General features: G+C 50.5%; 25 protein-coding genes. 17 read left to right on the top strand and 8 right to left on the bottom strand.

What is annotated here, in order from left to right; genetic code table 11:
* Window positions 1-49: 49 nt before the first annotated feature.
* The 3 genes from dnaJ to grpE form a co-directional block, all read right to left on the bottom strand.
* Window positions 50-1171, bottom strand: a complete 1122-nt coding sequence (gene dnaJ / locus ACO0LG_RS07245) for a molecular chaperone DnaJ (protein ID WP_422972229.1) — start codon at window positions 1169-1171, stop codon at window positions 50-52.
* A gap of 134 nt (window positions 1172-1305) precedes the next feature.
* Window positions 1306-3246: a molecular chaperone DnaK gene (gene dnaK / locus ACO0LG_RS07240; protein WP_423024786.1), complete on the bottom strand. Its 1941-nt coding sequence runs from the start codon at window positions 3244-3246 to the stop codon at window positions 1306-1308.
* Window positions 3247-3388: 142 nt separating this feature from the next.
* Window positions 3389-3985 carry a nucleotide exchange factor GrpE gene (grpE, locus tag ACO0LG_RS07235; protein WP_423024784.1) on the bottom strand — a complete coding sequence of 199 codons (597 nt, stop codon included), beginning with the start codon at window positions 3983-3985 and terminating at the stop codon, window positions 3389-3391.
* Between the two features lie 632 nt (window positions 3986-4617).
* On the opposite strand from grpE, the gene rfbB reads away from it, so the two are divergent.
* The 17 genes from rfbB to ACO0LG_RS07150 all read left to right on the top strand — a co-directional run bounded on the left by rfbB (window position 4618) and on the right by ACO0LG_RS07150 (window position 21586).
* Window positions 4618-5694 (top strand): dTDP-glucose 4,6-dehydratase, encoded by a 1077-nt coding sequence (rfbB, locus tag ACO0LG_RS07230; RefSeq protein ID WP_423024782.1) that lies wholly within the window; start codon window positions 4618-4620, stop codon window positions 5692-5694.
* Complete coding sequence (gene rfbA / locus ACO0LG_RS07225; RefSeq protein ID WP_423024780.1) at window positions 5691-6599, top strand: glucose-1-phosphate thymidylyltransferase RfbA; 909 nt, start codon at window positions 5691-5693, stop codon at window positions 6597-6599. Before rfbB ends, rfbA begins: the two co-directional genes overlap by 4 nt.
* Before the next feature lie 17 nt (window positions 6600-6616).
* Window positions 6617-7162: a dTDP-4-dehydrorhamnose 3,5-epimerase gene (rfbC, locus tag ACO0LG_RS07220; protein ID WP_423024778.1), complete on the top strand. Its 546-nt coding sequence runs from the start codon at window positions 6617-6619 to the stop codon at window positions 7160-7162.
* Window positions 7159-8127, top strand: a complete 969-nt coding sequence (gene rfbD / locus ACO0LG_RS07215) for a dTDP-4-dehydrorhamnose reductase (RefSeq protein WP_423024776.1) — start codon at window positions 7159-7161, stop codon at window positions 8125-8127. The genes rfbC and rfbD overlap by 4 nt, the downstream gene beginning before the upstream one ends.
* A complete protein-coding gene (locus ACO0LG_RS07210; RefSeq protein WP_423024774.1) occupies window positions 8124-8525 on the top strand; it encodes a sugar 3,4-ketoisomerase in 402 nt (133 codons plus the stop codon). The genes rfbD and ACO0LG_RS07210 overlap by 4 nt, the downstream gene beginning before the upstream one ends.
* 187 nt (window positions 8526-8712) lie before the next feature.
* Window positions 8713-9837, top strand: a complete 1125-nt coding sequence (locus ACO0LG_RS07205; RefSeq protein ID WP_423024772.1) for a DegT/DnrJ/EryC1/StrS family aminotransferase — start codon at window positions 8713-8715, stop codon at window positions 9835-9837.
* Between the two features lie 2 nt (window positions 9838-9839).
* Window positions 9840-11087: an O-antigen translocase gene (locus ACO0LG_RS07200; protein WP_423024770.1), complete on the top strand. Its 1248-nt coding sequence runs from the start codon at window positions 9840-9842 to the stop codon at window positions 11085-11087.
* Window positions 11074-12534, top strand: a complete 1461-nt coding sequence (locus ACO0LG_RS07195; RefSeq protein ID WP_423024768.1) for a hypothetical protein — start codon at window positions 11074-11076, stop codon at window positions 12532-12534. Before ACO0LG_RS07200 ends, ACO0LG_RS07195 begins: the two co-directional genes overlap by 14 nt.
* A gap of 34 nt (window positions 12535-12568) precedes the next feature.
* Window positions 12569-13360: a hypothetical protein gene (locus ACO0LG_RS07190; protein WP_423024766.1), complete on the top strand. Its 792-nt coding sequence runs from the start codon at window positions 12569-12571 to the stop codon at window positions 13358-13360.
* A gap of 3 nt (window positions 13361-13363) precedes the next feature.
* Window positions 13364-14320 carry a UDP-glucose 4-epimerase family protein gene (locus ACO0LG_RS07185; protein ID WP_423024764.1) on the top strand — a complete coding sequence of 319 codons (957 nt, stop codon included), beginning with the start codon at window positions 13364-13366 and terminating at the stop codon, window positions 14318-14320.
* Window positions 14321-14328: 8 nt separating this feature from the next.
* Window positions 14329-14889: a sugar transferase gene (locus ACO0LG_RS07180; RefSeq protein ID WP_423025565.1), complete on the top strand. Its 561-nt coding sequence runs from the start codon at window positions 14329-14331 to the stop codon at window positions 14887-14889.
* 18 nt (window positions 14890-14907) lie between these two features.
* Window positions 14908-16836, top strand: a complete 1929-nt coding sequence (locus ACO0LG_RS07175) for a polysaccharide biosynthesis protein (RefSeq protein WP_423025563.1) — start codon at window positions 14908-14910, stop codon at window positions 16834-16836.
* Window positions 16837-16861: 25 nt separating this feature from the next.
* The gene (locus tag ACO0LG_RS07170) at window positions 16862-18238 is read left to right on the top strand and encodes a phosphomannomutase/phosphoglucomutase (protein WP_423024762.1); all 1377 of its coding nucleotides are present in this window, start codon (window positions 16862-16864) and stop codon (window positions 18236-18238) included.
* A gap of 177 nt (window positions 18239-18415) precedes the next feature.
* On the top strand, window positions 18416-19417 hold the full coding sequence (gene waaC, locus ACO0LG_RS07165) for a lipopolysaccharide heptosyltransferase I (RefSeq protein WP_423024760.1): 1002 nt from the start codon (window positions 18416-18418) through the stop codon (window positions 19415-19417).
* Between the two features lie 182 nt (window positions 19418-19599).
* Window positions 19600-19980: a hypothetical protein gene (locus ACO0LG_RS07160; RefSeq protein WP_423024758.1), complete on the top strand. Its 381-nt coding sequence runs from the start codon at window positions 19600-19602 to the stop codon at window positions 19978-19980.
* An 81-nt stretch (window positions 19981-20061) separates the two neighbouring features.
* Window positions 20062-20427, top strand: coding sequence for a DUF6717 family protein (locus ACO0LG_RS07155; protein ID WP_422950827.1), 366 nt, complete (start codon window positions 20062-20064; stop codon window positions 20425-20427).
* Between the two features lie 331 nt (window positions 20428-20758).
* The gene (locus ACO0LG_RS07150) at window positions 20759-21586 is read left to right on the top strand and encodes an AraC family transcriptional regulator (protein ID WP_423024755.1); all 828 of its coding nucleotides are present in this window, start codon (window positions 20759-20761) and stop codon (window positions 21584-21586) included.
* 21 nt (window positions 21587-21607) lie between these two features.
* Here the strand turns inward: ACO0LG_RS07150 and ACO0LG_RS07145 are convergent, their stop codons facing one another.
* The 5 genes from ACO0LG_RS07145 to ACO0LG_RS07125 form a co-directional block, all read right to left on the bottom strand.
* Window positions 21608-22600 carry a proline dehydrogenase family protein gene (locus ACO0LG_RS07145; RefSeq protein ID WP_423024753.1) on the bottom strand — a complete coding sequence of 331 codons (993 nt, stop codon included), beginning with the start codon at window positions 22598-22600 and terminating at the stop codon, window positions 21608-21610.
* 239 nt (window positions 22601-22839) lie between these two features.
* Window positions 22840-23280 carry a hypothetical protein gene (locus ACO0LG_RS07140; RefSeq protein ID WP_423024751.1) on the bottom strand — a complete coding sequence of 147 codons (441 nt, stop codon included), beginning with the start codon at window positions 23278-23280 and terminating at the stop codon, window positions 22840-22842.
* Between the two features lie 30 nt (window positions 23281-23310).
* A complete protein-coding gene (locus ACO0LG_RS07135; protein WP_423024749.1) occupies window positions 23311-24000 on the bottom strand; it encodes an energy transducer TonB in 690 nt (229 codons plus the stop codon).
* 55 nt (window positions 24001-24055) lie between these two features.
* Window positions 24056-24901 (bottom strand): 3-deoxy-8-phosphooctulonate synthase, encoded by an 846-nt coding sequence (gene kdsA, locus ACO0LG_RS07130; RefSeq protein WP_423024747.1) that lies wholly within the window; start codon window positions 24899-24901, stop codon window positions 24056-24058.
* 63 nt (window positions 24902-24964) lie between these two features.
* Window positions 24965-25963, bottom strand: coding sequence for a hypothetical protein (locus ACO0LG_RS07125; protein ID WP_423024745.1), 999 nt, complete (start codon window positions 25961-25963; stop codon window positions 24965-24967).
* Window positions 25964-26305 lie beyond the last annotated feature (342 nt).

The following is a 26305-nucleotide window of genomic DNA, read 5'->3' as shown; positions in this document are numbered from 1 at the left end:
TTTCAAGGACTTTTTTGCAGTTTTTTTGCGAAATTGTCAGGATACGGATTTATTCAAAGAACTTTTTAACCTTGTCCATCCAGGTTTTGCTTTGCGGATTGTGCTTGGAGCCGCCTTCTACCGTCAACTTTTCAAAGTCACGCAAGAGTTCTTTTTGCTTTTCTGTCAGTTTCACCGGTGTTTCGATGACAACGTGGCAGAACAGATCACCTGCATAACCGGATCGCACGCCCTTCACACCCTTGCTGCGCAGGCGGAAAGTCTTGCCGGACTGGGTACCTTCAGGCACGGTGAAGGATGCCTTGCCGCTCAGCGTAGGTACTTCAATATCGCCACCCAGGGCAGCCTTGACAAAGGAGATAGGGATTTCGCAATGCAGGTCATCACCTTCACGCTGGAATACCGGATGTTGCTTGATATGGATTTCCACATACAAATCACCTGGCGGACCACCATTGACGCCTGGCTCACCGTTGCCAGATGAGCGTATGCGCATGCCATCATCGATACCGGCTGGTATTTTGACTTCCAGGGTCTTGTTACGTTTGATGCGGCCTACACCCGAGCAACTAGGGCAAGGGTCAGGAATCATCTTGCCTGTGCCATGACATTTGGGGCAAGTCTGCTGTATGCTAAACAAACCTTGCTGCATGCGTACCTGGCCATGTCCGGCGCAAGTAGTACAGGTAACCGGCGATGTGCCTGGCTTGGCACCAGAACCATGACAAGTCTCGCAAGAATCCCAGCTAGGTACGCGGATGGTGGTATCAAAACCGTTGGCAGCCTGCTCCAGTGTGATTTCAAGGTTGTAGCGCAAATCTGCACCACGATACACTTGCGGGCCAGCATTGCGGCGACCACCGCCACCAAAGATATCACCGAAAATATCACCAAAGGCATCCGCAAAACCACCTGCGCCACCACCACCGCCGCCACCCATATTCGGATCGACACCGGCGTGACCATAGCGGTCGTAGGCATCGCGCTTCTGGCTGTCGGAAAGCATCTCGTAAGCCTCTTTGGCTTCCTTGAATTTTTCTTCCGCGACCTTACTGTCCGGATTGCGGTCCGGATGGTATTTCATCGCCATTTTGCGATAGGCCTTCTTGATTTCTTCTTCAGTGGCGTTTTTGCCTAACTCAAGAATCTCGTAAAAATCACGCTTCGCCATCTCTTGTTAACCTCAGTATTGTTCTTGAACTTAAGTCCAGGACTCAAGCATCAAACTTAAGCGCAAACGCCGGGCAGGCACCGCAATGCGAGCCACCCGGCGCGTCATGACGGGCAAGCCCGTCAAAGTAGATATTACTTGCTGTCTTTGACTTCTTTAAAGTCAGCGTCAACTACATCATCATCTTTAGGTTTGGCATCTGCACCGGCAGCGCCTGCACCACCGGCCGCACCTGCTGCTGCCTGTTGTGCCTGCATGTCTGCATAGACTTTTTCACCCAGCTTTTGGGATGCTGTAGATAATGCGCCCAGCTTGGTATCGATCTCAGCCTTGTCACCAGATTTCAACACATCTTCCAGATCCTTGATGGCGGCTTCGATTTTCTCTTTTTCGCCAGCTTCCAGTTTATCGCCATGTTCAGCGAGCGCTTTTTTGGTGGAGTGCACCAAAGCGTCGCCCTGATTGCGGGACTCAGCCAATTCCTTGACCTTTTTGTCTTCTTCCGCGTTCAGTTCGGCATCTTTCACCATTTTCTGGATTTCATCTTCGGTCAAACCAGAGTTTGCCTTGATGGTGATCTTGTTTTCTTTGCCTGTGGCTTTGTCTTTTGCACCTACGTGCAAAATACCATTGGCATCAATATCAAAAGTCACTTCAATCTGTGGCGTACCACGGGCTGATGGTGGAATACCTTCCAGGTTGAATTCGCCCAGGCCTTTATTGCCGGCTGCGATTTCTCGTTCACCCTGATACACCTTGATCGTTACCGCAGGCTGGTTGTCATCTGCAGTAGAGAATACCTGGCTGAACTTGGTCGGGATAGTCGTGTTCTTCTGGATCATCTTGGTCATGACGCCGCCCAGGGTTTCGATACCCAGGGACAAAGGTGTCACGTCCAGCAACAACAGATCTTTACGGTCACCAGACAAGACAGAACCTTGAATCGCTGCACCAACGGCAACGGCTTCATCAGGGTTCACGTCTTTACGTGGTTCCTTGCCGAAGAATTCTTTAACAATCTCCTGCACCTTAGGCATACGTGTCATACCACCGACGAGAATGATGTCGTCAATGTCTGTGGTTTTCACGCCTGCATCCTTGATGGCCATGCGGCAAGGATCGATGGTTTTCTGTATCAGTTCTTCTACCAGGGCTTCCAGCTTGGCACGGGTGATTTTCAAGTTCAAATGCACAGGTGCGCCATTTGCCATGGCAATGTAGGGCTCGTTGATTTCTGTCTGTTGCGAGCTCGACAATTCAATTTTCGCGCGTTCGGCAGATGCCTTGATACGTTGCAAAGCGATAGGGTCTTTGGACAAGTCCAGACCATTGATTTTTTTGAATTCGTCGATGATGTAATCGATGATGCGTTGATCGAAATCTTCACCACCGAGGAAAGTATCGCCGTTTGTGGACAATACTTCGAATTGCATTTCACCATCTACGTCAGCAATTTCAATGATGGATACGTCGAAAGTACCACCACCCAGGTCATACACAGCAATCTTGCGATCGCCTTTTTCTTTTTTGTCCAGGCCAAAGGCCAGCGCAGCAGCCGTTGGCTCATTGATAATGCGTTTGACATCCAGACCGGCGATACGGCCCGCATCTTTGGTTGCCTGACGTTGAGCATCATTGAAATAAGCTGGAACAGTGATAACTGCTTCTGTCACTTCTTCACCGAGGTAATCCTCAGCGGTTTTTTTCATTTTGCGCAAAACTTCAGCCGAAATTTGCGGCGGTGCCAGACGCTTGTCGCGCACGGACACCCATGCATCGCCATTGTCTGCTTTTGAAATGGTGTAAGGCATCAGACCGATGTCTTTTTGCACTTCTTTTTCTTCGAACTTACGACCGATCAAGCGCTTGACCGCGAACAGTGTGTTCTTGGGATTTGTAACAGCCTGGCGTTTGGCAGATGCGCCAACCAAGATTTCGCCATCTTCTTGATACGCAATAATGGAAGGTGTAGTACGCGCACCTTCTGCATTTTCGATCACTTTTGGCTGGCCGCCTTCCATGATAGCAACGCAAGAATTGGTTGTACCCAAATCAATACCAATCATTTTTCCCATGATAATTCCCTCAGAATGTAGATTTTTTTGTCAATGTTGGTGAGCCAGCGCGTTTTTTTAAGCTGCAACTAACTCGTCTGTTTCGGATATATGGTAAAAAACACGCTTTTCAAGCCATTTTTGCGTGTTTTTTACGCTTTTCTTACTTTCCTTGCGCTACTGTCACTAAAGCCGGACGCAATAAACGGTCGGCAATGGTATAACCTTTTTGCAATACAGTCACAACGGTATTGGCCTCTTGCTCAGCTGGCACCATGGAGATAGCCTGGTGCTTCATCGGATCAAGCTTGTCGCCTTGAACAGGGCTCACTTCATTCAGGCGATTCTTTTCAAATGCGGCACTGAGTTGCTTCAATGTCATTTCCACGCCTTCTTTCAGCGCTTCTATAGATGGCGTGTCAATCTTCAGGGCCATTTCCAGGCTGTCCTTGACTGGCACCATGGCCTCAGCGAAGCCTTCGATCGCAAACTTGTGTGCCTTGCTGATATCTTCCTGGGCGCGGCGGCGGATATTTTCACCCTCGGCCTTGGCACGCATGAAAGAATCTTGCAATTCTTGCACTTTCGCTTCGAGCTTGGCAATCACTTGCTCGGCAGTATCTTGTGCAGGCGCTGCCTGTGGCGCTTCAGGTGCAGATGTCTGCACTGTTTCACCTTGAACAACACCATCCGGTTGAACTTCCGGCGCGGCTTCTTTTATTTCTACCTTTTCCGCTTGCTGGTTTTCTTGCTCTTGCATACTTACTCTCCCGATCAAAAACGAACATTACCCCTGCATTTGGGGATATCCTCTTGCGATTTCAAGGCTTTATCTTCAAATTTCATGAACTTCTCTGATCTGCTGCGATCAGATGTAGAACTGGCACTCTTTTTGTACTAACAAGTGTACAAACAAAAACATTTCGTAACAAATCAAAAACAATTCATTACTGGATTATGCTGCGCTGCCTCCTACACTGATAACTAAGAAATAAATCGTAAAAAAATGCCGAAATAAAATTCTTAAGAAATAATGAAATAACGAAATAACAACAATGGAGGTAAAACCATGAAACTCTCACTCATTTCACTATGTTTACTCGCCTATACTGTTGCTACTGTTGTATGGATATGCATGGCGCAGAATAATCCTCTGGCACCATAATTGGATGCTCCTACCAGGTATTTCAATAGAGTCAAGTTTAATCAAGCGCAAACATGGTTCAACTTTGTGCCAATGATGATATTTGCTAAAAATTGCTAAAACGCATCAAATAAATACTTACTTTACCGGCCCCCATTAAGTAAAGCAGCCGAAAACAGCCTCATCTCAAGTAAAATCGCCTGTTGCAAGCAATTCAGCAGATTCAGCGATTATTAGAGGAGTGAGGCATGATTTTTGTCACAGGGGGCGCGGGTTTTATTGGCGCCAATTTTGTTCTGGACTGGCTGGCCCAGTCAGATGAGTCTGTACTCAATTACGACAAACTGACCTACGCTGGCAATTTGAACAACCTGACCAGCCTTAACAATGATGAGCGCCATGTGTTTGTCAAAGGTGACATCATAGACAGTGCACATCTGTGCGGCTTGTTTTTTGAATATCAACCACGCGCCATCGTCCACTTTGCGGCAGAAAGCCATGTAGATCGCTCCATCCTTGGTCCGGCCGCCTTTGTCACGACCAATGTAAACGGCACCTTCAACCTGCTAGAGGCGGCGCGCACTTACTGGCAAAGCCTGGAAGGCGAAGACAAGGCCAACTTCCGTTTCCTGCATATCTCCACTGATGAAGTGTATGGCACCTTAGCGGCAGACGATGCCGCGTTCACCGAAACCACGGCCTATGCACCGAACAGCCCTTACTCTGCAACCAAGGCTGCATCCGATCATCTGGTGCGTGCATATCACCATACCTATGGCTTACCGGTACTGACGACCAATTGTTCCAATAATTATGGCCCTTACCATTTCCCGGAAAAACTGATCCCGCTGATGATCGCCAATGCCCGTGCCGACAAGGACTTGCCAATCTATGGTGATGGCTTGCAGGTACGTGACTGGCTGTACGTGAAAGACCATTGCGCGGCAATCCGCCGGGTACTGGAGGCTGGCGAACCCGGCGAAACCTATAATGTGGGTGGCTGGAATGAGCAAACCAATCTCAGTGTGGTGCATACCCTGTGTGAATTGCTCGACGAGTTGCAACCCAAGGCGCAAGGCAGTTACAAAGACCAGATCAAGCATGTCACCGACAGGCCAGGACATGATCGCCGTTATGCGATAGATGCCAGGAAGATAGAAAAAGAATTGGGCTGGAAGCCACAAGAAACTTTCACTACCGGCCTCAGAAAAACCGTGGAATGGTATCTTGCCAATGATGAATGGACCAAGCAGGTACAGTCTGGCGAATACCTGAAGTGGGTAGCATTGCAATATGAAGATGATGAAGATGGGGACGTAGTATGAGTGGTAACAATATGGCCAGTACTTCAGCACGTAAAGGCATCATTCTGGCGGGTGGTTCGGGAACGCGTCTGTATCCGGTGACCCAGGCTATTTCCAAGCAGTTATTGCCTGTGTATGACAAGCCCATGATTTATTACCCGCTAACATCGCTGATGCTGGCGGGGATACGTGACATCCTGATTATTTCCACACCGCAGGACACGCCGCGCTTTGCCGAATTGCTCGGCAATGGCAATCAATGGGGCATACAACTGAGTTACGCCATCCAGCCTTCACCTGATGGATTGGCGCAAGCCTTTATCATAGGCAAGGATTTTGTCGGCAATGCCAATACTGCCCTGATCCTGGGTGACAATATTTATTACGGCCACGATTTTGAACCGCAATTGCGGCAGGCTGATGCGCAACAAAGCGGTGCGACCGTGTTTGCTTACCATGTGCAAGATCCTGAACGCTATGGTGTCGTTGAATTCAATGAGCAGCGCCAGGCTATCAGCATAGAAGAGAAACCGACACATCCAAAGTCTAATTACGCCGTCACTGGCCTGTATTTCTATGATAACCAGGTCTGCGATATCGCTGCCAATATCAAGCCTTCGGCGCGCGGCGAGCTGGAAATCACCGATGTCAACAACGAATACCTGAAGCACGGCATCCTGAATGTGGAACTGATGGGCAGGGGCATGGCCTGGCTGGATACTGGCACCCATGAATCCCTGCTCGAAGCCGGACAATTCATCGCCACCATAGAAAAACGCCAGGGCCTGAAAGTAGCCTGTCCTGAAGAAATTGCCTACCGCCGCCATTACATCAGTGACGCCGACCTCGAAAAACTAGCGCAGCCACTGAAGAAAAATGAATATGGCCAGTATCTGTTGAAATTACTCGACAAGAAAGCGTATTGATAAATGAGAGTTTTACGATGAAAGTGGTAGAAACCAGCTTGCCCGGCGTACTGATACTGGAACCCCGGGTTTTCGGCGACGACCGTGGCTTTTTCTATGAAAGCTTCAATGCCCGCACTTTTGCTGAACTGACAGGCCTGGATGTCAATTTTGTGCAGGATAATCATTCCAAATCAGCCAAAAATGTCTTGCGCGGCCTGCATTACCAGATACAGCAAAGCCAGGGTAAACTGGTACGGGTGATTGCTGGTGAAGTCTTTGATGTCGTCGTTGATCTGCGCAAGTCTTCGCCGACTTTTGGCAAGTTTGAGGCTGTCGTCCTGTCGGGAGAAAACAAGCGCCAGTTATGGATACCGCCGGGCTTTGCCCATGGTTTTCTAGTCACCAGCGACAACGCAGAATTTTTATACAAAACCACCGATTACTGGGCACCAGAGCATGAGCGCTGCCTGCTGTGGAATGACCCCGTACTGGACATCAACTGGCCCTTGCAGGATGCGCCGCTACTGTCTGGCAAAGACCAGTCGGGCAAACTGCTGGCTGATGCCGAGGTCTTTGCATGAGAATATTATTGACAGGCACGAGCGGGCAACTGGGACATGCCTTGTTGTCACACTTGCCTGCGACAGCAAACGTATATGCGCCACAAAGAGCAGAACTGGACTTAAGCAGTGCCATGCAATTGCGCCAGTGTATCGCTGACTTCAAGCCTGAGCTGATCATCAATCCGGCTGCCTATACAGCGGTAGATCTTGCTGAGAGTGAAGAAGACAAGGCACATGCCATCAATGCACTCGCACCTGCCATCATGGCAGAGGAGGCGCGCAAACTTGGCGCTGGCCTGATCCATTATTCAACAGATTATGTCTTCGCCGGTGACAAGACAGATGCTGAAGGTAACTGGCTGCCTTATGTAGAAAGCGATGCCACAGCACCGCTGAATTTGTATGGCTGGACCAAACTGGCAGGCGAACAGGCCATCATCGCCAGTGGCTGCCAGCATCTGATCTTGCGCACCAGTTGGGTATACTCAAACTTTGGCAAGAATTTTTTCCTGACGATGCTAAAGCTGGCGCGCGAACGCGATCAATTGCGTGTCGTCAACGATCAGTGGGGCACGCCTAATTCGGCTAACTGGCTGGCCGCTGCTACTTGCGAAATACTGACTCAACTACGGCAATGCACAGATACGGATGCATGGTGGCAGCAAATTGGTGGTGTGTATCATCTGAGTGCCGCAGGCGCGACCAACTGGTTTGACTTTGCCACCGCCATCATAGAACTGGCAGACCAGCAAAACAAACTCGGCAAGTTTGCACCGCAGATCAGCGGCATACCAGCCAGTGAATATCCTGTGCCAGCACGTCGTCCGCACAACTCTCTATTAAATACAGAAAAATTGCAGGCTGCATTTGGATTATCCATACCGGACTGGCACATCCCGCTGGATGCCTGCATGAAAAGCGTACAGGTGCCTGCTTCTGCACCACTCTATTCAACAACTCAAGCTCAAGGTCAGGCCAAGTGAAATTGCAAATGATACCCATGCGCGTGCTCGGTGATGAACGCGGCAGCCTGGTCGCCGTGGAGGCCAACCAGGATATCCCTTTTCCCATTGCCAGGGTTTACTATATTTTTGGTACGCTGGAGGGTGTAGAACGCGGCTTTCATGCCCACAAGACCTTACAGCAAGTGGCCGTCGCCGTACGCGGCTCCTGCACCATGGTGTTTGATGATGGCCAAGATCGCGTCGAACTCGAACTTGATTCCCCGGCCAAAGGCGTCTACATCGGCACCGGCATCTGGCATGAAATGAAAAATTTCACGGAAGATTGCGTCTTGCTGGTGTTTGCTGACCAGCACTATGAAGAGGCAGATTATTTGCGCAAATATGATGAGTTTTTGAAGTTCATAGAAACTGACTGATATCAGTCAGTCTGGAAAAGACCTCTCACTACAGAGGCACAGAGGAAGGAATAAACTTTTGCAAAAGTTTATCGTTGCGCAAGCAAGCGACACGTCGCTTGAATTCCTTGCTTTACCACAGAGAAAATCAAGAGAAAATCTGTCTCAGTGCAGTTCTTCTTATACGTGAAATAAGCGAATGGATAACATGAAATCTTTACCTTATCTGGAACTCAAGCCTCAGCATCAGGATTTGCGTGCGGAGTTGAATCAGGCTTTTAATGAAGTATTGGATAGTGGCTGGTTTATACAGGGCAAACAACTGGAAGCGTTTGAAGCTGAGTATGCGGCTTATTGCGGCAGCCAGCATTGCGTGGGAGTTGGCAATGGGATGGATGCGCTGCACCTGATTTTACGTGCCTATGGCATAGGTGAAGGTGATGAAGTCATCGTGCCTTCGAATACCTATATCGCTAGCTGGCTGGCGGTATCGTATGCGGGTGCTACGCCAGTTGCGGTGGAACCGGACCTGGCTACTTACAATATCGATCCCGCAAAAATCGCGGCGGCCATTACTCCCAAAACCAAGGCCATCATGGTCGTGCATCTTTATGGCCAAATCGCAGACATGGACCCGATTATCGTCCTCGCCCGCGAGCATGGTTTGAAAGTCATAGAAGATGCAGCGCAATCGCATGGTGCAACCTATAAAGGGCGTGTCTCTGGTGGCTTGGGCGATGCTGCAGCCCATAGTTTTTATCCAGGCAAGAACCTCGGCGCGCTGGGCGATGCTGGCGGTGTCACGACCAATGATGCCGGGCTGGCCAAGCAATTAAAAGTCTTGCGCAATTATGGTTCGCAAATCAAATACCATAATGAAGTCAAGGGCTATAACTCGCGCCTCGATGAATTGCAGGCGGCTTTGTTAAGGGTAAAACTGGGCAGACTGGATGGCTGGAATATGCAGCGTCGTGCTCTGGCACAGCAATATCATGAAGGCTTGAAAGACTTGCTTGGCCTGGTGATACCGTTCGTGCCTGAATGGTCTGAACCGGTCTGGCATATCTATGCAGTGCGTCATGCCAGACGTGATGCCCTGCAAAAATACTTGCAGGATGCTGGCATCGGCAGCCTGGTGCATTACCCTATCCCACCACATCTGCAACCGGCTTATGCTGAATTGCAACTGGGTGTGGGCAGCTTCCCTTTGTCTGAACAAATCCATGCAGAAGAACTGAGCCTGCCGCTTGATCCTTATCTTGCACCTGAAGATGTCAGCCGCGTCATCACCGCCGTGCGTGATTTCGTACTGCAAGCGTCCTCAGCTTCCTGACAATGACACTGGTCCGTACCAGCCTGTTAAATGCGATTGCAGTCATGGTCAGGATGCTGACCATGCTGGGCCTGAACAAATTACTGGCCGTGTATGTGGGGCCAGGCGGCTATGCAGTCATAGGGCAATTCCAGAATGCCGTGACCATGATCTTGTCGTTTGGCAGTGGAGCGATTTCGACCGGTGTAACCAAGTACACGGCAGAGCATGGCGATGATGTCGCCGCCCAGCAAAAGGTCTGGGCCAGCGCAGCACGTATCTCTTTATATTGCTCACTGGCCGCTTCTGCAATCATTGCCGTGTTTCATCAGCAACTGGCGGTATTGCTATTAAAAGATACGCAGTACGGCAGCGTGTTTTTATGGCTGGCGGCCAGTCTGGTGCTGTTTGTATTGAATACGCTGTTGCTGGCGATTTTGAATGGTAAGAAAGCAGTCGCCTCCTATGTAGGTGCGAATATTGCGACCAGCATCGTCACTCTGTTGGCGACATGGTTGCTGGCCAGCGCATGGGGTCTTTATGGTGCACTGGTCGCGCTGGCTGTGAACCAGTCTTTCGTCGCCATCATCACACTGGTGCTATGCCTGCGCAGCAAGTGGTTCCGCTTTAGCATGCTGTTTGCAAAGACAGATAAGGACATGCTGCTCAAGCTGGGCGCGTATGCGATGATGGCCATTGTCACTGCCACAGTCGTACCGCTGAGCCAGATGTTGATACGCAATCATCTGGTGCAAGACTTTGGCTGGCAAGAGGCTGGTTACTGGCAGGCAGTGACGCGGATCAGCGATATCTACCTCATGCTGATCACCACCACACTAACCGTGTATTACCTGCCACGACTGGCAGAAATCAAGATAGCAGCCGAACTAAAAAAAGAAATCGCCCGCGTATATCGTTTTGTCTTGCCTTTGACAGCGCTGGGTGCGGTCATGGTCTATCTCTTGCGTGAGCTCATGCTGTGGCTGGTGTTCACGGAAGAATTTCGCCCCATGTTGCAGCTACTGGCCTGGCAACTGGTCGGCGATTTCATCAAGATAGGTAGTTGGGTGCTGGGCTTTGTCATGTTGGGCCGGGCGCTGACGAAGCCATATGTGATTACCGAAATCGTCTTCAGCCTGTCGCTGGTTGCCCTGACTTATCTGTTGACCCCTGCATTTGGTTTGCAGGGTGCAGTGATTGCTTTTTGCATTAACTATGTATTGTATTGGGCATGTATCGCCTGGATTTTGAAAAAATATGCCTACCGCTGAACGCCCACTCAAGCTCGCCAGTTTTATACAGGCATGCGTCGCCCGCGTACTCGCGGCGGGCGAACTCGATAGCTGCATGCGACGTGCCCGCGCGCTTGGCGAACTGCTATGGAAAAATAATCTGGGCCAGTATGCCTTGGTTGAACTAGAGCAGACTTTGCTGCAACGTTACCAGCATTTGTTCACAGCGCCAGCACAACGAGACATCAAGGCAACTTATTTACATGTACTGAGCCAGGCTTACACCGCCAGTGGCCATACCCGCGTGGTAGAACACCTGATCGCTAGCCAGGCCATGCAGGATTCTGCGGTACTGGTGACAGAAAAAGCACCGCCTGCGACCTGGGAAAAGCTGAGTAAGCCCGACCATTCCTGCATCTGCCTGCCAAAATATAGCAGCAGGCAAGAAAAGATACAGGCCTTGCTGAATCAATTTGCACAATACAAAATCCTTGTGCTGCATATCCACCCCTATGACATTGATGCTGTCATCGCGGCAGGATTAGCCAGGCAATTGTGCGGCACCCGCATTTATATGTACAACCATGCCGACCATGTATTTTCTTATGGTCATGGTACGGCGGATGTGGTGCTCGAACTCAGTTATTTTGGCTGGGAACTCAGCAAGCAGCGCGGCACACATGAGAAATGCGTGTTTGCCGGCATCCCATTAAAATTGCCAGAGACCACTGACGAACGACTGGAAAATGCCGCCGGCCATATCACCAGTGCAGGATCAGCCTATAAATATAAACCCGGCGGCGCATATTCATTCCCTGATTTTGCAGTGCAGCTACAAGTCAGAACTGGGCGCAAACTGATGTTGATAGGCCCCAACCTGAAAACCAACTGGTGGTGGTGGAAGCCTGCGCGGCAAATGGGCAAGCAGGCAATTTTCCACCAGCGCATGGCATATCAGGATTATCTGGCCTGCATGCGCGATGCCAGCGTCTATGTCGATAGCTTTCCGTTGACTGGCGGCACGGCCTTCCCGGAAATGGCGGTCAAGGGCCTGCCCTGCTTTGGCATATTGACCGGCGCGCACGGATATTCCCCGGCAGATCAGCTCAAATCAGGCAGTCAGGATACCTTGCTGGATGATATGGATTATTATCTGGAGCAACAGCAGCAGCAAAATCAGCAAGCGCGGCAACAGCGGCAACATCAGCGCCCTGGCATAGACCAGGCAGTCATACTGCAAGAAATCAGGCAAGCGCACGGTATAGAACAGGTTGCATGCCGCATCAGCATGGCAGAAACAGCGAATGCGCAAGAAAAACAGCCACCATGGTTAAATCCGGCACCTATAAACTGTGATTTCTATGAGAAAATCTGGTACACAAGGAAATTGTTCACGCCGCCCATCCATAATTTCCCTGACTGGAAACTGGGCGTATTATTTTTAAAGTATTGGATACAAAGTCGCCAGTTTAGTCGTCAGGCTTAATTGCCAGACCCTATCCAGAATCACTTAGCAAACTATGATACATGTCGCAATCGTCAGTCACGGCCATGAAGATCTGCTTATTGCAAGCGGCATGGGTGGCTTGCGCGATGCGGCGGCGAATATGCATGTGTGGATCAAGGATAACCAGCCCTCCCCGGCATTAAAAGCTTATTGTTTGCAACATGGCGTCTCTTACGTTGACGATAAACCTGGCCTTGGTTTTGGCGAAAACAATAATTACCTGTTTGACCTTATCAGCAGCAGCATCGGTTTTGCTGAAGGTGACAGTTTTATCGTCATGAACCCTGACATCACCATCAGTGCCAATACGATTGTCACCCTGGTTGAGAATATGCAGCGCGACGCTTTCCCGGTCGCCACCATTAATCTCTATCGCGATGACCAGCACCTGTTTGTGGACGCGAATGTCCGCCGCTTCCCAAATATTATTTCATTATTGCGCATGGTGGCAGTGCGTTCCCTGTCCGAGCCCTACGACAAGAAGACCATGACAGAAACCTGCCATGTCGATTGGGCATCTGGTGCCTTCCTGGCTTTTGATGCGCCGCACTATCGGGCGCTGCAAGGTTTTGATACCCGCTATTTCATGTATTTTGAAGATGTGGATATTTGCTACCGTTCCAAGCAACTGCTGGGGAAAGGCATACGCTTCTATCCACAACTCGACGCCACCCATACAGCTGCCCATAAAAACCGCAACCTGGTATCTCGACATGCCAGTTGGTTTTTCCGCAGCTTCCTGAAATTCCTCTCGCGCCGCTATTTTGTCTATGACAGACGGTCGAATTTGCCTGCTGCCAAATAAAGTATGAAGCAGCAAATCTTGTTGACCGGTGCGAGTGGCTTTGTCGGCCAGGCTATTGCCCGCGCCTGCCTGTGTCAGAATATCACCCTGATTTGCCCCAGCCGCCGCCCTCTCGACTGGCAGTCCGCAGACATGCACAATCCTATTGTCAGCGACATGAAGGCTGATACTGACTGGTCTGCCCATCTGCAAGGTGTGGACATCGTCATCCACAGTGCAGCACGGGTACATGTCATGCAAGAGACCGCGAGTGATCCTCTCGCACAGTTTCGTGCAGTGAATGTCGATGCCAGCCTGCAACTGGCGCGCCAGGCAGCAGCAGCGGGCGTCAAGCAATTTATTTATCTGAGTTCAGTCAAGGTCAATGGCGAAGCGACCTTGCCGGGTCATCCATATACCGCTGATGACCAGCCCTTGCCGCAAGATGCGTATGGCATATCCAAAATGGAGGCAGAGCAGGCTTTGCTGCAACTGGCACAGGCAACTGGCATGGCTGTCACCATCATACGTCCGCCGCTGGTGTATGGGCCAGGTGTCAAAGCCAATTTCCTGAGCATGTTACGTATGGTGCGTCGTGGCCTGCCTTTGCCCTTGGGCAGCATACGTAACCAGCGCAGCTTTGTGTATCTGGGTAACCTGGTCGATCTTGTCCTGCATTGTCGTTTGCATGAAGCGGCACGCAACCAGGTCTTCCTCGCATCGGACGGCAGCGACTTATCAACAACAGAATTATTGCGCCTGTGCGCGCAGGCCTTGCAAGTCAAATCCCGCCTGCTGCCCTTCCCTGCGGCCTTGCTAACACTCGCTGCCAGCATGCTGCGCAAGAAAAATGTGGCTGACCGCTTGTGCCAGTCATTGCAAGTCGATATCAGCAAGACCAGAAAGCTGCTGGCCTGGTCACCGCCTTATACTGTAGAACAAGGCTTGCAGGCCACAACTGCGGCCATACCTATTGAATGAAGAATATGTTGAAGCGCCTTTTCGATCTCGTCCTTGCCCTGACAGCCAGCCTGTTTTTGATCACGCCCTTGATCATCGTTGCCACCTGCGTCAGGTTGACTTCACGCGGGCCTATTGTTTATTGGTCAGACCGGGTTGGGCGCAATAATGTCATTTTCAAGATGCCCAAGTTCCGCAGCATGCTGATTGACACACCGGCAGTTGCCACGCATCTGCTGAGCAATCCTGACCAATACCTGACGCCCATCGGTTCTTTCCTGCGCAAATCCAGCCTCGACGAATTGCCGCAGTTGTGGAGCATACTGCGTGGCGATATGAGTTTTGTGGGTCCTCGCCCGGCCCTGTACAACCAGCATGACCTGATTGCCCTGCGCACTGAAAAGCAAGTGCATACTATCCCGCCTGGCTTGACAGGGTGGGCACAAATCAATGGCAGGGATGAATTGCCTATTCCTGTTAAAGTAGCTCTGGATGCATATTATCTACAGCACCAATCCTTCATGCTAGATATCCGCATACTCTTCCTGACCTTCTACAAGGTGGTGCGTCGTGATGGTGTTACACATTAATAAGGCTGCGCTATCATGATGCAATCCGTACTCAATCTGCCCCGCCTGCAAAAACAGTTGATAGCCGCCCTGGCCGATGTCATTTGCCTGCCGCTGATGTTTATTCTGGCGATCTGGCTGCGCTATGAAACCTTCAATACCAGCCTGTTCAATCATTACTTCTGGCTCATCGTTTCTTCTTCCCTGATCGCCATACCGGTATTCATACGCATAGGTTTGTACCGTGCCGTGATCCGTTTCATCGACCAGAAAATCATCAGCGTAGTGGTCTTTGGCGTCACCCTGTCGGTGCTGTTCATGGCGTTTGTGGCGGTGATGCTGCATATCACGCCATTGTCGCGTGCCGTGTTTGGTTTTTTCTGGGCAGTTTCCATCCTGTATGTAGGTGCCAGCCGTTTTCTGGCCAGGGCCTGGCTGTTGCAAGCTGACATGGCAGAGAACGCCACGCGCATTGCCATCTATGGTGCGGGCAAGGCTGGTGCGCAACTGGCTACTGCCCTGCGTGCTGGCGGTGAATATGTTTGCACCGCCTTTATTGACGACAACAGATCCATACAGGGTTCTACCATAGGCGGTGTCAAGGTATTTGCACCTGAATTGTTGAAAGACCTGGCTGAGCGCCACGACATACGTGAAATCCTGCTGGCGATGCCCAGCATCAGCAAGACCAGGCAAAAGCAGATACTCGACCAGCTCGAAACGCTGAAACTCAAGATCAAGGTCACACCCTCAATACAAAGCCTGGTGAATGGCGAACTGCGTTTGCAGGATATACGCGAAGTAGAGATAGAAGATTTGCTAGGTCGTGACCAGGTCGAGCCCGATGCCCGCCTGCTGAGTATCTGCATCACTGGCAAGCGTGTCATGGTGACGGGAGCTGGTGGCTCGATAGGCTCTGAACTATGCCGCCAGATCTTGCGCCAGCGCCCGGCCAAACTGGTCTTGCTGGAAATGTCGGAATATGCCCTGTATGCGATAGAGCAGGAACTGACTGGCCTGCGCCAGCATCTGAAGCTGGATGTGGAGATTTTGCCCTTTCTCGGTTCCATACTGGACAGTGCCAAGCTCGACCGCATCTTCACCACCTGCGAAGTTGAAACCTTGTACCATGCTGCGGCCTACAAGCATGTCCCGCTTGTAGAACATAACCCGGCTGAAGGCATACGCAATAATGTGTTTGGTACCCTGTCCGTCGCGCAGGCGGCGATGGCGGCAAAGGTCAAGAATTTTGTGTTGATCTCGACTGACAAGGCGGTGCGCCCGACCAATGTCATGGGTGCGACCAAGCGCCTGGCCGAACTGATCTTGCAAGCGTGCTCACGCCGCCAGCAACATACGCGTTTTTGCATGGTGCGCTTTGGTAATGTGCTGGGTTCTTCCGGCTCGGTCGTACCGCTGTTCCGCAAACAGATCATGGCAGGTGGCCCCATCACATTGACCCACCCTGAGATCACCCGCTATTTCATGACCATCCCCGAGGCCGCACAACTGGTCTTGCAGGCAGGTGCCATGGGTGAAGGTGGTGATGTGTTTGTGCTCGATATGGGCGAACCTGTGCGTATCATCGACCTGGCAAGACGCATGGTGCATTTGAGTGGCCTGGAAGTGAAGAGCGAAACCACGCCAGATGGCACTATAGAAATCCAGCACGTAGGCCTGCGCCCCGGTGAAAAACTGTATGAAGAATTGCTGATAGGCGACAATGTTGAAGGCACTTCTCACCCGCTGATCATGCGCGCCCAGGAGAATGAGTTGCCATGGGATCAACTGAATACCCTGCTGCAAAACCTGCACACTGCCTGCATCGCCTTTGATTATGAGCAAATCCGTGCCCTGTTGCTGCAAACAGTGGCAGAATATGAACCACAATGCGGTATTGAAGACCTGATCTGGCAAGCCCAGCAAACTGGTTCTGAAGACCCGACAGCCACCGGGCTGCTCCACTGAATCTTTTTACTATAGAAAAATAATCATGTCCCTACTCTCCCCCAGCATATTCAAAGCCTACGATATTCGCGGCATCATCGATAAAACTCTGGATGCAGAAGTTGCCCACCTGATAGGCCAGGCCTTCGGCAGTGCTGCCATCGCCAAAGGTGAAAAAACCGTGGTTATAGGCCGCGATGGCCGCTTGTCCGGCCCTGATCTCATCACGGCGCTGGCCAAAGGTTTGCAATCGACTGGCGTGGATGTGATTGATCTGGGCGTCGTGGTCACCCCGATGGTGTATTTTGGCACCAATGTACTGGGTGCCACGTCCGGCATCATGGTCACAGGTAGCCACAACCCGCCTGACTATAACGGTTTCAAAATGGTACTGGCTGGCGAAGCAATTTATGGTGATGCCATCCAGGCGCTGTACCAAACCATATTGAACAAGGATTTCAAACAAGGCAGTGGCGACTACCGCACGCATGACATCAAGGCGACTTACCTTGAGCGCATCATTGGTGATGTCAAAGTTGCCCGCCCCTTGAAAATTGCCGTCGATTGCGGCAACGGCGTGGCCGGCGCATTTGCTGGCGAACTGTATCGCGGCATGGGTTGTGAAGTTATCGAACTGTTCTGCGAAGTCGATGGCACCTTCCCTAACCACCATCCTGACCCAGCCCACCCGGAAAACCTGCAAGACCTGATACGCTGCCTGCAAACCACCGACGCAGAAATCGGTCTGGCATTTGATGGCGATGGTGACCGTCTCGGTGTCGTTACCAAGGATGGCCAGATCATCTACCCAGACCGCCAGCTCATGCTGTTTGCTGAAGACGTATTGACACGCAACCCCGGCGCGCAAATCTTGTATGACGTTAAATGCACACGCCATATCGCCCCCTGGGTAAAAGCCCGTGGCGGTGTACCGCTGATGTGGAAAACTGGCCATTCCCTGGTCAAGGCCAAGCTGCGCGAAACCGGCTCCCCACTCGGTGGCGAAATGAGCGGTCACGTCTTCTTCAAGGACCGCTGGTATGGTTTTGATGATGGCCTGTATGCTGGCGCGCGCCTGCTGGAACTGGTCAGCCGCGTGGCCGACATGACAGCCACGCTGAACAACTTGCCACAATCGACTTCAACACCAGAACTGCAATTGCAACTGGCCGAAGGTGAAAATTTCAAGATCATCGCGGCCATGCAGGCCAATGCTGACTTCCCTGGTTCAGATGAAATCATCACCATCGATGGCTTGCGTGTGGAATACCCGGACGGGTTCGGCCTGGCCCGCTCATCCAACACCACCCCCGTCATCGTCATGCGCTTCGAAGCTGAAAACCCGGAAGCACTGGCACGCATACAGGGCGCAATGAAGCAGGCTGTGCTGGCTGTGAAGCCAGATGCGAAATTGCCGTATTAATTTATATAAACCTGCAAGCTCACCACAGAGGCACGGAGACACAGAGGGGGCACAGAGGAAAACCGAAAAGATAAAGGAAAGGTAATCAAATTTATCGCTTCTATCCTTTGAGGTTTTCTCTTGTTTTTCTCTGTGCCTCTGTGTCTCTGTGGTGAGATTTTTGGTCTTACTACTATTGTGAAAATTCTTCTTGTTCGTGTCTCGTCGCTGGGCGATGTTTTGCATAATATGCCCATCGTAGATGACTTGCGCCGCCAGTTCCCTCAGGCGCGCATAGATTGGGTGGTGGAAGAAGCCTATGTGCAACTGGTGCGACTTAATCCTGGTGTCGACCAGGTATTCCCCTTCGCCTTGCGCCGCTGGCGCAAGCGCCTGGGACAAGCAGTAACGCGACAAGAAATAAAAAAATTCTTTCGCCAGTTGAGGCAAGAGCAATATGACCTGGTGCTTGATACCCAGGGCTTGCTGAAAACCGGCATCATCATGGGCCTGGCAAAAACCGTCAAAGGTGGCAAGAAAGTCGGCCTCGCCAATGGCACAGAGGGTTCGGGCTATGAAGGCATGTCCAGAATCTTCCACGACATCAGCGTACCGGTAGACAAGCGCACCCACGCCGTCCTGCGCGGCCGCCTGGTTGCTGCCGCCGCTGGCGGCTATACCGTCAACACACCTGCCAGCTTTGGCTTGCAGGCACCGGATATACCCGCTGACCAGCGTGCATGGCTGCCAGTCACGCCGTATGCTGTGTTCTTCCATGGCACCGCAGGCGCAGCCAAGAAATGGCCGCGTGAGAATTGGCAGGCGATTGCCGCAGAATTAAAAAACCACGATTTACCGATATTGCTGCCCTGGGGCAGTGCGGCAGAAAAAGCCGAAGCAGAAGCCATGGCAGCCGTCATGTCGAATGCGACCGTCTTGCCTGCACTATCCATGCAAGCCGCAACCCTGCTGGCGCAAAAAGCACGTCTGGCTATTGGTGTCGATACAGGCCTGACGCATATCGCCGCAGCTTATGAAACCCCGACCATAGAAATCTATTGCGCTTCACCGCGCTGGAAAACTGAAGGTAACTGGTCGGATAAGATTATTAATCTTGGGGATAGTGGGGAGCCTGCGACTGTTGACGAGGTTCGCGGGGCGATTGGCATACTAATGAGAGCAACCAGCACACAACAATAGCTAGGCGCTTAGGAATAAACTCTTCCACTTAGTAACGTCATTCCAGCGTGCCTTTAGCTGGAATCCACCGGGCTGGCGCTCCAGTGGCGTTCATAGTACGTCACATAAGGTATTTACTTCATGCCCGTACAACTTTACACACTAAATTTTCAAATACCTTCGTAAGTCATTTACTCATTTTTATGCAAATAGATCAGATTGCATTGCTCTTGATCATCCCGAATGCCCTTATGCTACTTCACGGTTTAAGGAGCGTTTTCAGACGCGATTCAGGTAATACTGTAGCAGCATGCTGCCTTGCCATCAGTTTGACCATGCTGGCTTTGGTCGTCTCTGTCACCCTGACTTATTCCTGGGCACCAGCCAAAGAACTCAAGGATGATTACTTTGCGGCATATTTACCAGCATCCGTCTTCACCCTGATTTTCACTCAGCATATTTGGAGAAGAAAGCCCGCTTTATGGCAAATACTTCTTGCAATATTCTTCAGTGCCATCATCTTTTGTATTATGGCCCCTTATGCTGCAATATTGACGGCGTGTGCTTGCGGTGACTGTCTGTAAAAGCAGCACAGACATCATCGTCAGCAGATAAATAGCTGATGATGCCACAGTGAGTAACTCAAATTTGACAGGCAAATACAAATGAATTCGATCAACATCATCGCCCCCTACAAATACCGCGACAGTTGGGTATTTGATGATGAGCGTGTAGGCCTGCTGCAAGAGCCTTTCGTGTGCGGCGCAGACACAATGATAGACAAGGTAGTTGCCACAATTCCTGACCCAGAATCAGGTTTTATCATGCTTTTTTCTGCGATCGCCTTCCCTGGTCACCAGATAAAACTCTCCTGGAGCAGAGAGGACTGTGACGGCAACTGGTATTTTTCAGAACAATTGGATATGGAAGGATGGCTATGCCCTGCTTTGTTTGAATATTTTGATGAAGCACCAAAAGAAATTTATGTGCAGGTCAAGGCAAGGAATAATCCCGTTATCAAACCTGTTTAAATCAAATCAAGCAAACAATCTTATACTTGAAGACAGCATACAAGCTGCGTTGCAATTTTTCTCCTATGAGCAACGTATTGAGAGTACTGGCTTCGTCGTCACGCCTTGCTGGAACAATTTTATGTAAGTCCTAATTGATTTGGAAATATTGTCATACCCATGCATACAAATTTATTGGCTTTTTTTAATCAGCCCTGTGGGACTGTGTTTAATAATACCGCCCATTCTCATGCTAGATAAACTTCGCCGATTTGCCATTAGCTCCCTATCGATGTCAGGAAAATGCCAGATACGGTAAAATAAAACCCCGCCTGTCAATATACCGCGAACCATGGCATCCCCTTCCAGCCACAGCGCTTCACCCCATTTCTGGCGCCACGAACAGTTGCCTTTTGTCGAGATGCGGTCTATCAAGGGAGCGCGTAGCATAGCTTATGCGAAGCACTCGCATGAGAGCTTTTCCATTGGCGCAATCACCGGGGGAAAGAGTACCTACCTGAACGGCAAAATGAAAGAGCAGGTAGCTGCAGGAACGGTCGTCATTATCAATCCTGAAGAGATACACGCCTGTAATCCCGTTGTTGACGAGCCCTGGTCTTACCACATGTTGTATGTCGATCATGCATGGTTGGCGACGCTTCAGCAGGAACTTGGCTTCAGTGCCAATGCTGACTTCAGGCCGTTTTCAACAATATCGACCAATTCCCTGTTTGTGGAATTGACCTCTCTATGTGCGATGTTAGCGGATGAACATGCGGATCAATTGCAAAAACATGGCGCTGTCATCGATTTTTTCTCGGTGCTGCAAAACCGGCTTGATCCTGCATCCACCAGCAACAAGGACGCCAACGTCAAGCTCATGCGCGCGGCGGATTTCATCAAGGGAAACTTCAATCGTCCACTGAAGCTTGAAGAAATTTGCGCCGCTGCCGAATTGTCGCCAGCCTATCTGATACGCGCATTCAAGCATCAATTCGGCATGACGCCTCATGCCTATCTGATCAATCACCGTATTCAACAGGGCCGCGCCCAGCTCAGACGCGGCCATGCCATCGCCGACATTGCCATCGACACTGGGTTCTCGGATCAGGCGCATTTCCAGCGCGCTTTTAAACAGCATCTGGCAGCCACACCTGGTCAGTATCGGGGCCGCGGATAGACTCATACCTTCATAAGCGAATTATGATGATGCTGCCATGACGTCGATCACCGCCTGATATAGGCGCACAGGTTCCTCTGCAATGCGGTTGAGTACATAAAGAAAATATTCTTCGCCAAACACCGCATATTCCCGCGTCACAAAGCCACGTCTTTGCAAGCTGTCAAGCAAATCAGTACCAAGACCGATCAGGGATTCAAATTCATAGCTATCGCGCCGCACATCCTCGCTTGAGATAAAAGCAGATAATTCTTCTTGAATTTGAGCATCATGGGTCGCTATCGAACATTGATGGCCGCTCGAGAGCAAGGTCTTTGCGTAGCGTCGATAGCAGGCTGCAAGTTCAGGGCTATTGCGGCTGTAAGCAATATTTTCTGCCTCCAGAAATGCGCCCTTGACCAGGCGAATTCTTCCCGGATATGCCATCAGCACAGGAATATCCTGTGCGGTGCGATGCAGCTTGGCGGGCACGGTAATGCCAATATTGCTCAGACCCGCCTCCGTATGCAAGCGGCCATAGGTCGCGTAAATATTATCAGCACGATCCGATCCCTCCATCGAAATCATGACCTCGCGCCCCACCGATGCTGCGGCTGTAGCGATGCGTTTCACATTTTGAAAACCAAGTTCCGCATCAATCACTGATCCTACGTGCGACAGGTCCAGGGAAATCGAACAGCGCAAGTTCAGTCTGTCGATAGCCGCGATCAATTCAAGGAATATGGCTGTTTCAGCCAGCGACTTGCCCTCGTCCCGACAACTTTCCCCCATGTATTCAGCCGACCCGGCATGACCTCTTGCATTGATTTGCTGTATGCGCCGCAACAAATCTTGAATTGTCTCGCCAGCGACATAGCGCTTGGCCACGCGTTGCATATAGGGACGTAAGATTGGATCGTCACAAAACCGCGCCTTGGCTTCTTCATCCAGTGCCAACTGGCGAAGTTCATTCGCTGCCTGAGCAACCAGTGGCTGCCATGCCGCTGGAAATTTTGGCAAATTTGATACTGTCATGTTCAACTCCGATCGAAAAATGGAAAGGAGTCAATGGTGGCGGGATACTTCGCCAAAGTATTGAAGAAAACTGCCCTCTTCCTAAGTTCGCGTCAAAGCGTAGGTGCGCAACACTGCCAGGTAACACGATGATGATTGCCGCACCAGGTAATAAATGTGTAATTGCCAGCTTAACTAGACGTCCGCAGCCAACTTTAGCTTCTCACATCCATCTGGACCGCATGCGATTGGCGCTAAACTCACATAGGCGAACAAATGGCAGAGAATTTTTCCTGATGTCGTAAAAGGACGGGCCGGATAAATGGGGTAATCGACCTTGCATCACTCAAATCCTCAGTATCAGTACATGACCAATACCAGACAAGATGAATATGTATGTCAATATCTCGCTCAAGCAAGTCCAAAAACTGCTTCCAGCTCTCGCTGCGCAGAAAATTCTCATTTTCATCTATGGTGTCGCAAGATGATTGCAATAGCATGGCCATGAGCGTGAATTTTTCATCCTGGCTTAATTCACCACTAGCGTAGACGACAAGAAATTCATCTATCCTGCTCGCATCAGCAACTTCATATTCCCAATCCTGCATATTTTTTTCATTGGGCAGATTGAAGCGTATTGCCAGTGCGTCTATGGCGGCTCTGGTGGGGAAGCGGTAAAGATGATCGAGGTCTGCGAACATAAATCTTAATGCACCTTTACCGTGAAGCATTTACTTTGACCGCAGAGGCAACAACCGCAGTGAAATGACCGAAGCCAGATTTCCTACCGCATCAAATGAAGGTTTGAACTTGCAAGAGCTGACGAGCTTGACACTTTCCTGATTCAATTTTGGATCAAGCGACCACTCAAGATTGGTTTTCTCAATACCTCCATCCTTATTCAGCCAGACACCAACGACAATACCACGCCCTGGTTCATTATCTTTTGCAAAACTGACGAAATCGGACTTGTTACATGTTCCCGCCAACACTTCTGCAGGCTTGCTTGGAACATTACTTTCAAGAGACCATGCATAGGCAGTCTTGACGTAAAGTCTTTCTGTTTTAGGATCATCGAAAATTTGGCAACCCATCATTGCAATCAAGACAGCTTCATCCAATGCACGCCAACCACTACTACGTGTGACCTCTGCCATTGTCACTCGCCCTTCGGAATTCACACCTAAATCCAGCTCCGTCTTTCCCACCATTTCATAACGCAATGCAAGTCGGGGATATTCTGGTTTCTTACAACGATCATATGACGCTTTTAGCAGGAGAGTCGGTTTTATGTTTGGCACGACTGAGATGCTCGGAATATCTTTCAATTCGGTTTGCGCCCATACTTCAGATACTCCACAATGGAAATTGAGCAGAGTCAATACAAGAGTAGAAGTAATGAAAATTTTATTTTTAAACATTTTTATACAAGTCTGAATGCGGAGTGAGAAAGCACCTTAGGAAATGAATTTGAGATTAAATCTCCAACGCCCCAAACGACTTCACCAAATCATCCAGCGATTTCAACTGTGCCAGGAAAGGCTCCAGCTTATCCAGCGGCAGGGCACTAGGACCATCACACTTCGCCTGCGCCGGATCAGGATGCGCTTCGAGGAACAGGCCCGCCAGGCCTGTCGCCATACCTGCGCGCGCCAGTTCAACGATTTGTTCACGGCGGCCACCGGAGGCTGCTGCGCCAGCTTCACGTTGTTGCAGGGCGTGGGTAACGTCGAAGATGACAGGCAAGTTGTTCGTCACTTTTTTCATGACAGCAAAACCGAGCATATCGACCACCAGGTTATCGTAGCCAAAGCAGGTGCCGCGGTCGCAGAGTATCAGTTGATCATTGCCTGCTTCCCTGAATTTTTCGACGATGTTTTGTACTTGGGAAGGACTGAGGAACTGCGGCTTCTTGATGTTGATGACGCGGCCAGTTTTGGCGAGAGCGACCACCAGGTCGGTCTGGCGTGCCAGGAAGGCTGGCAGTTGCAATACATCGACGACTTCTGCCACTTGCGCAGCTTGCCATGTCTCATGCACATCAGTGATCAGGGGAATGCCAAATTCTGCCTTGATGGCCTCGAATATCTTCAAGCCTTCTTCCAGGCCGGGGCCGCGGTAAGAATGGATGGAAGAACGGTTGGCCTTGTCAAAGCTTGCCTTGAAGACGTAGGGGATGCCCAGCTTGCTGGTGACACGCACGTATTCTTCGGCAACGCGCAAGGCCATGTCTTTGGATTCCAGCACATTCATGCCGCCAAACAGGACGAAGGGGCTTTGGTTGCTGGCTTGAATTTGTGGGGTGATGGCGACGGTAGTCAAGATGATTCCAATTCTTAAAATAGTGTGCAGGCTTTTAGGTATTTTTGAATATGCTCAATATGTTCAGGATACCCAGCGCAGGTAGTCTTGCCATTGCGGATCAAATTCGCTGCTGATATCAAACTCCAGCGGGGCAAAATTTTGTGCCAGTTTTTGCGCCTTGGCCACAGCGGTTTCTACATCGCTGACGTGCCAGTTCATGCTGCGCACATTGCCATGCAGGGTGATCTGGCTGGTGATGCCTTCCTGGGTTTGTGCAAGCAGGGTTTCGAGCTGGTCTTCAAATTCGCGGGCGGCTTCAAGATCATCTTTATTGTCCAGTACCACATCGACTTGCACGCGCCACAGCATGTCTGCCCTGCCAACCAGGGCCATGGCAGATTCATTGCGTTGTACCAGCAATTTGTCGTCGGGGTCGGTATTGCTGACGAGCTCGAAACCTGTCCATTCATTGTCACCGCTTGGGAACAGGGCCGTATGCCCAAGCTCATCGCGCCAGAAATGATCGAGCACTGGCGGGAAGGCAGCCAGGCTCACAGTGCCTTGATCAGGTTCGTCTTCCATGAATTCGACCGGGCCTATCTTGATGGCGAAATCATATTCACCGATGGCATGGTCAAGCAGGATGAAGGACATGTGCCTGGCGTGGTCGAGCATGTCTTGCGGTATGGGTTTGGCAAACCATAATTGCAAACCCACCCTGCCCGCATCGGCATAATGGCCAACAAGTACGTCGGCAGGGCTAAGGCTGAAATTATCCATGGACATGCCAAAATCGCCCATTTCTGTACGCGCACGGAAGGCGGTCACATTGGGGAACATGGCTAGTTTTGGCGCGGATCGCGTGAGCGTCATGACATCCTGAAAATGCTCGGTCGATCCATGTGCAGTGATGATCAGGTCAAACACGCCATCTTCGGGCTTGCCTTGCAGTTCTGCCGCCAGATTGGCGAAGTAGGGTTGCAGCAATGCATTGATGGCTTCCATTGCATCGCGGGCGTCCATTTGCTGCAATTGTGGCTGGGCATTTGCCAGTGCTTGCCAAAAGATATCTGTGCTCATCTATTCATTTCCAGATGGTTGGATGGTAAACATGTGTCGTGCATGTTGTTTAAGAGGCATAGGATATCATTTTATGGGGGGTGGTTTTGCAGAACTGCAAAGTGCCTTATTCAGCTTTACTAAATTTTCAAGCAACATGGCTAGCTACGAACGCCACTGGGCTCCTGCCTGCGCAGGAGCGACGGTTTTGCGTTCTCTCTTTATCAAACTGTACAGTTTGCAGAGTTACAGAAAATTACTTATTGGATAATTAATTATCTAGTTTATTGAGATCAGTTTTCTTGCTAAATTATAAAAATATACACTTCACTCTACATTTACCCCAAGCAAGACATACACTCC

Source organism: Undibacterium sp. Ji42W (assembly GCF_049340405.1).
In the GTDB taxonomy this organism is placed as follows: domain Bacteria; phylum Pseudomonadota; class Gammaproteobacteria; order Burkholderiales; family Burkholderiaceae_D; genus Undibacterium.
This window is presented reverse-complemented; position numbering and strand designations above follow the sequence as displayed.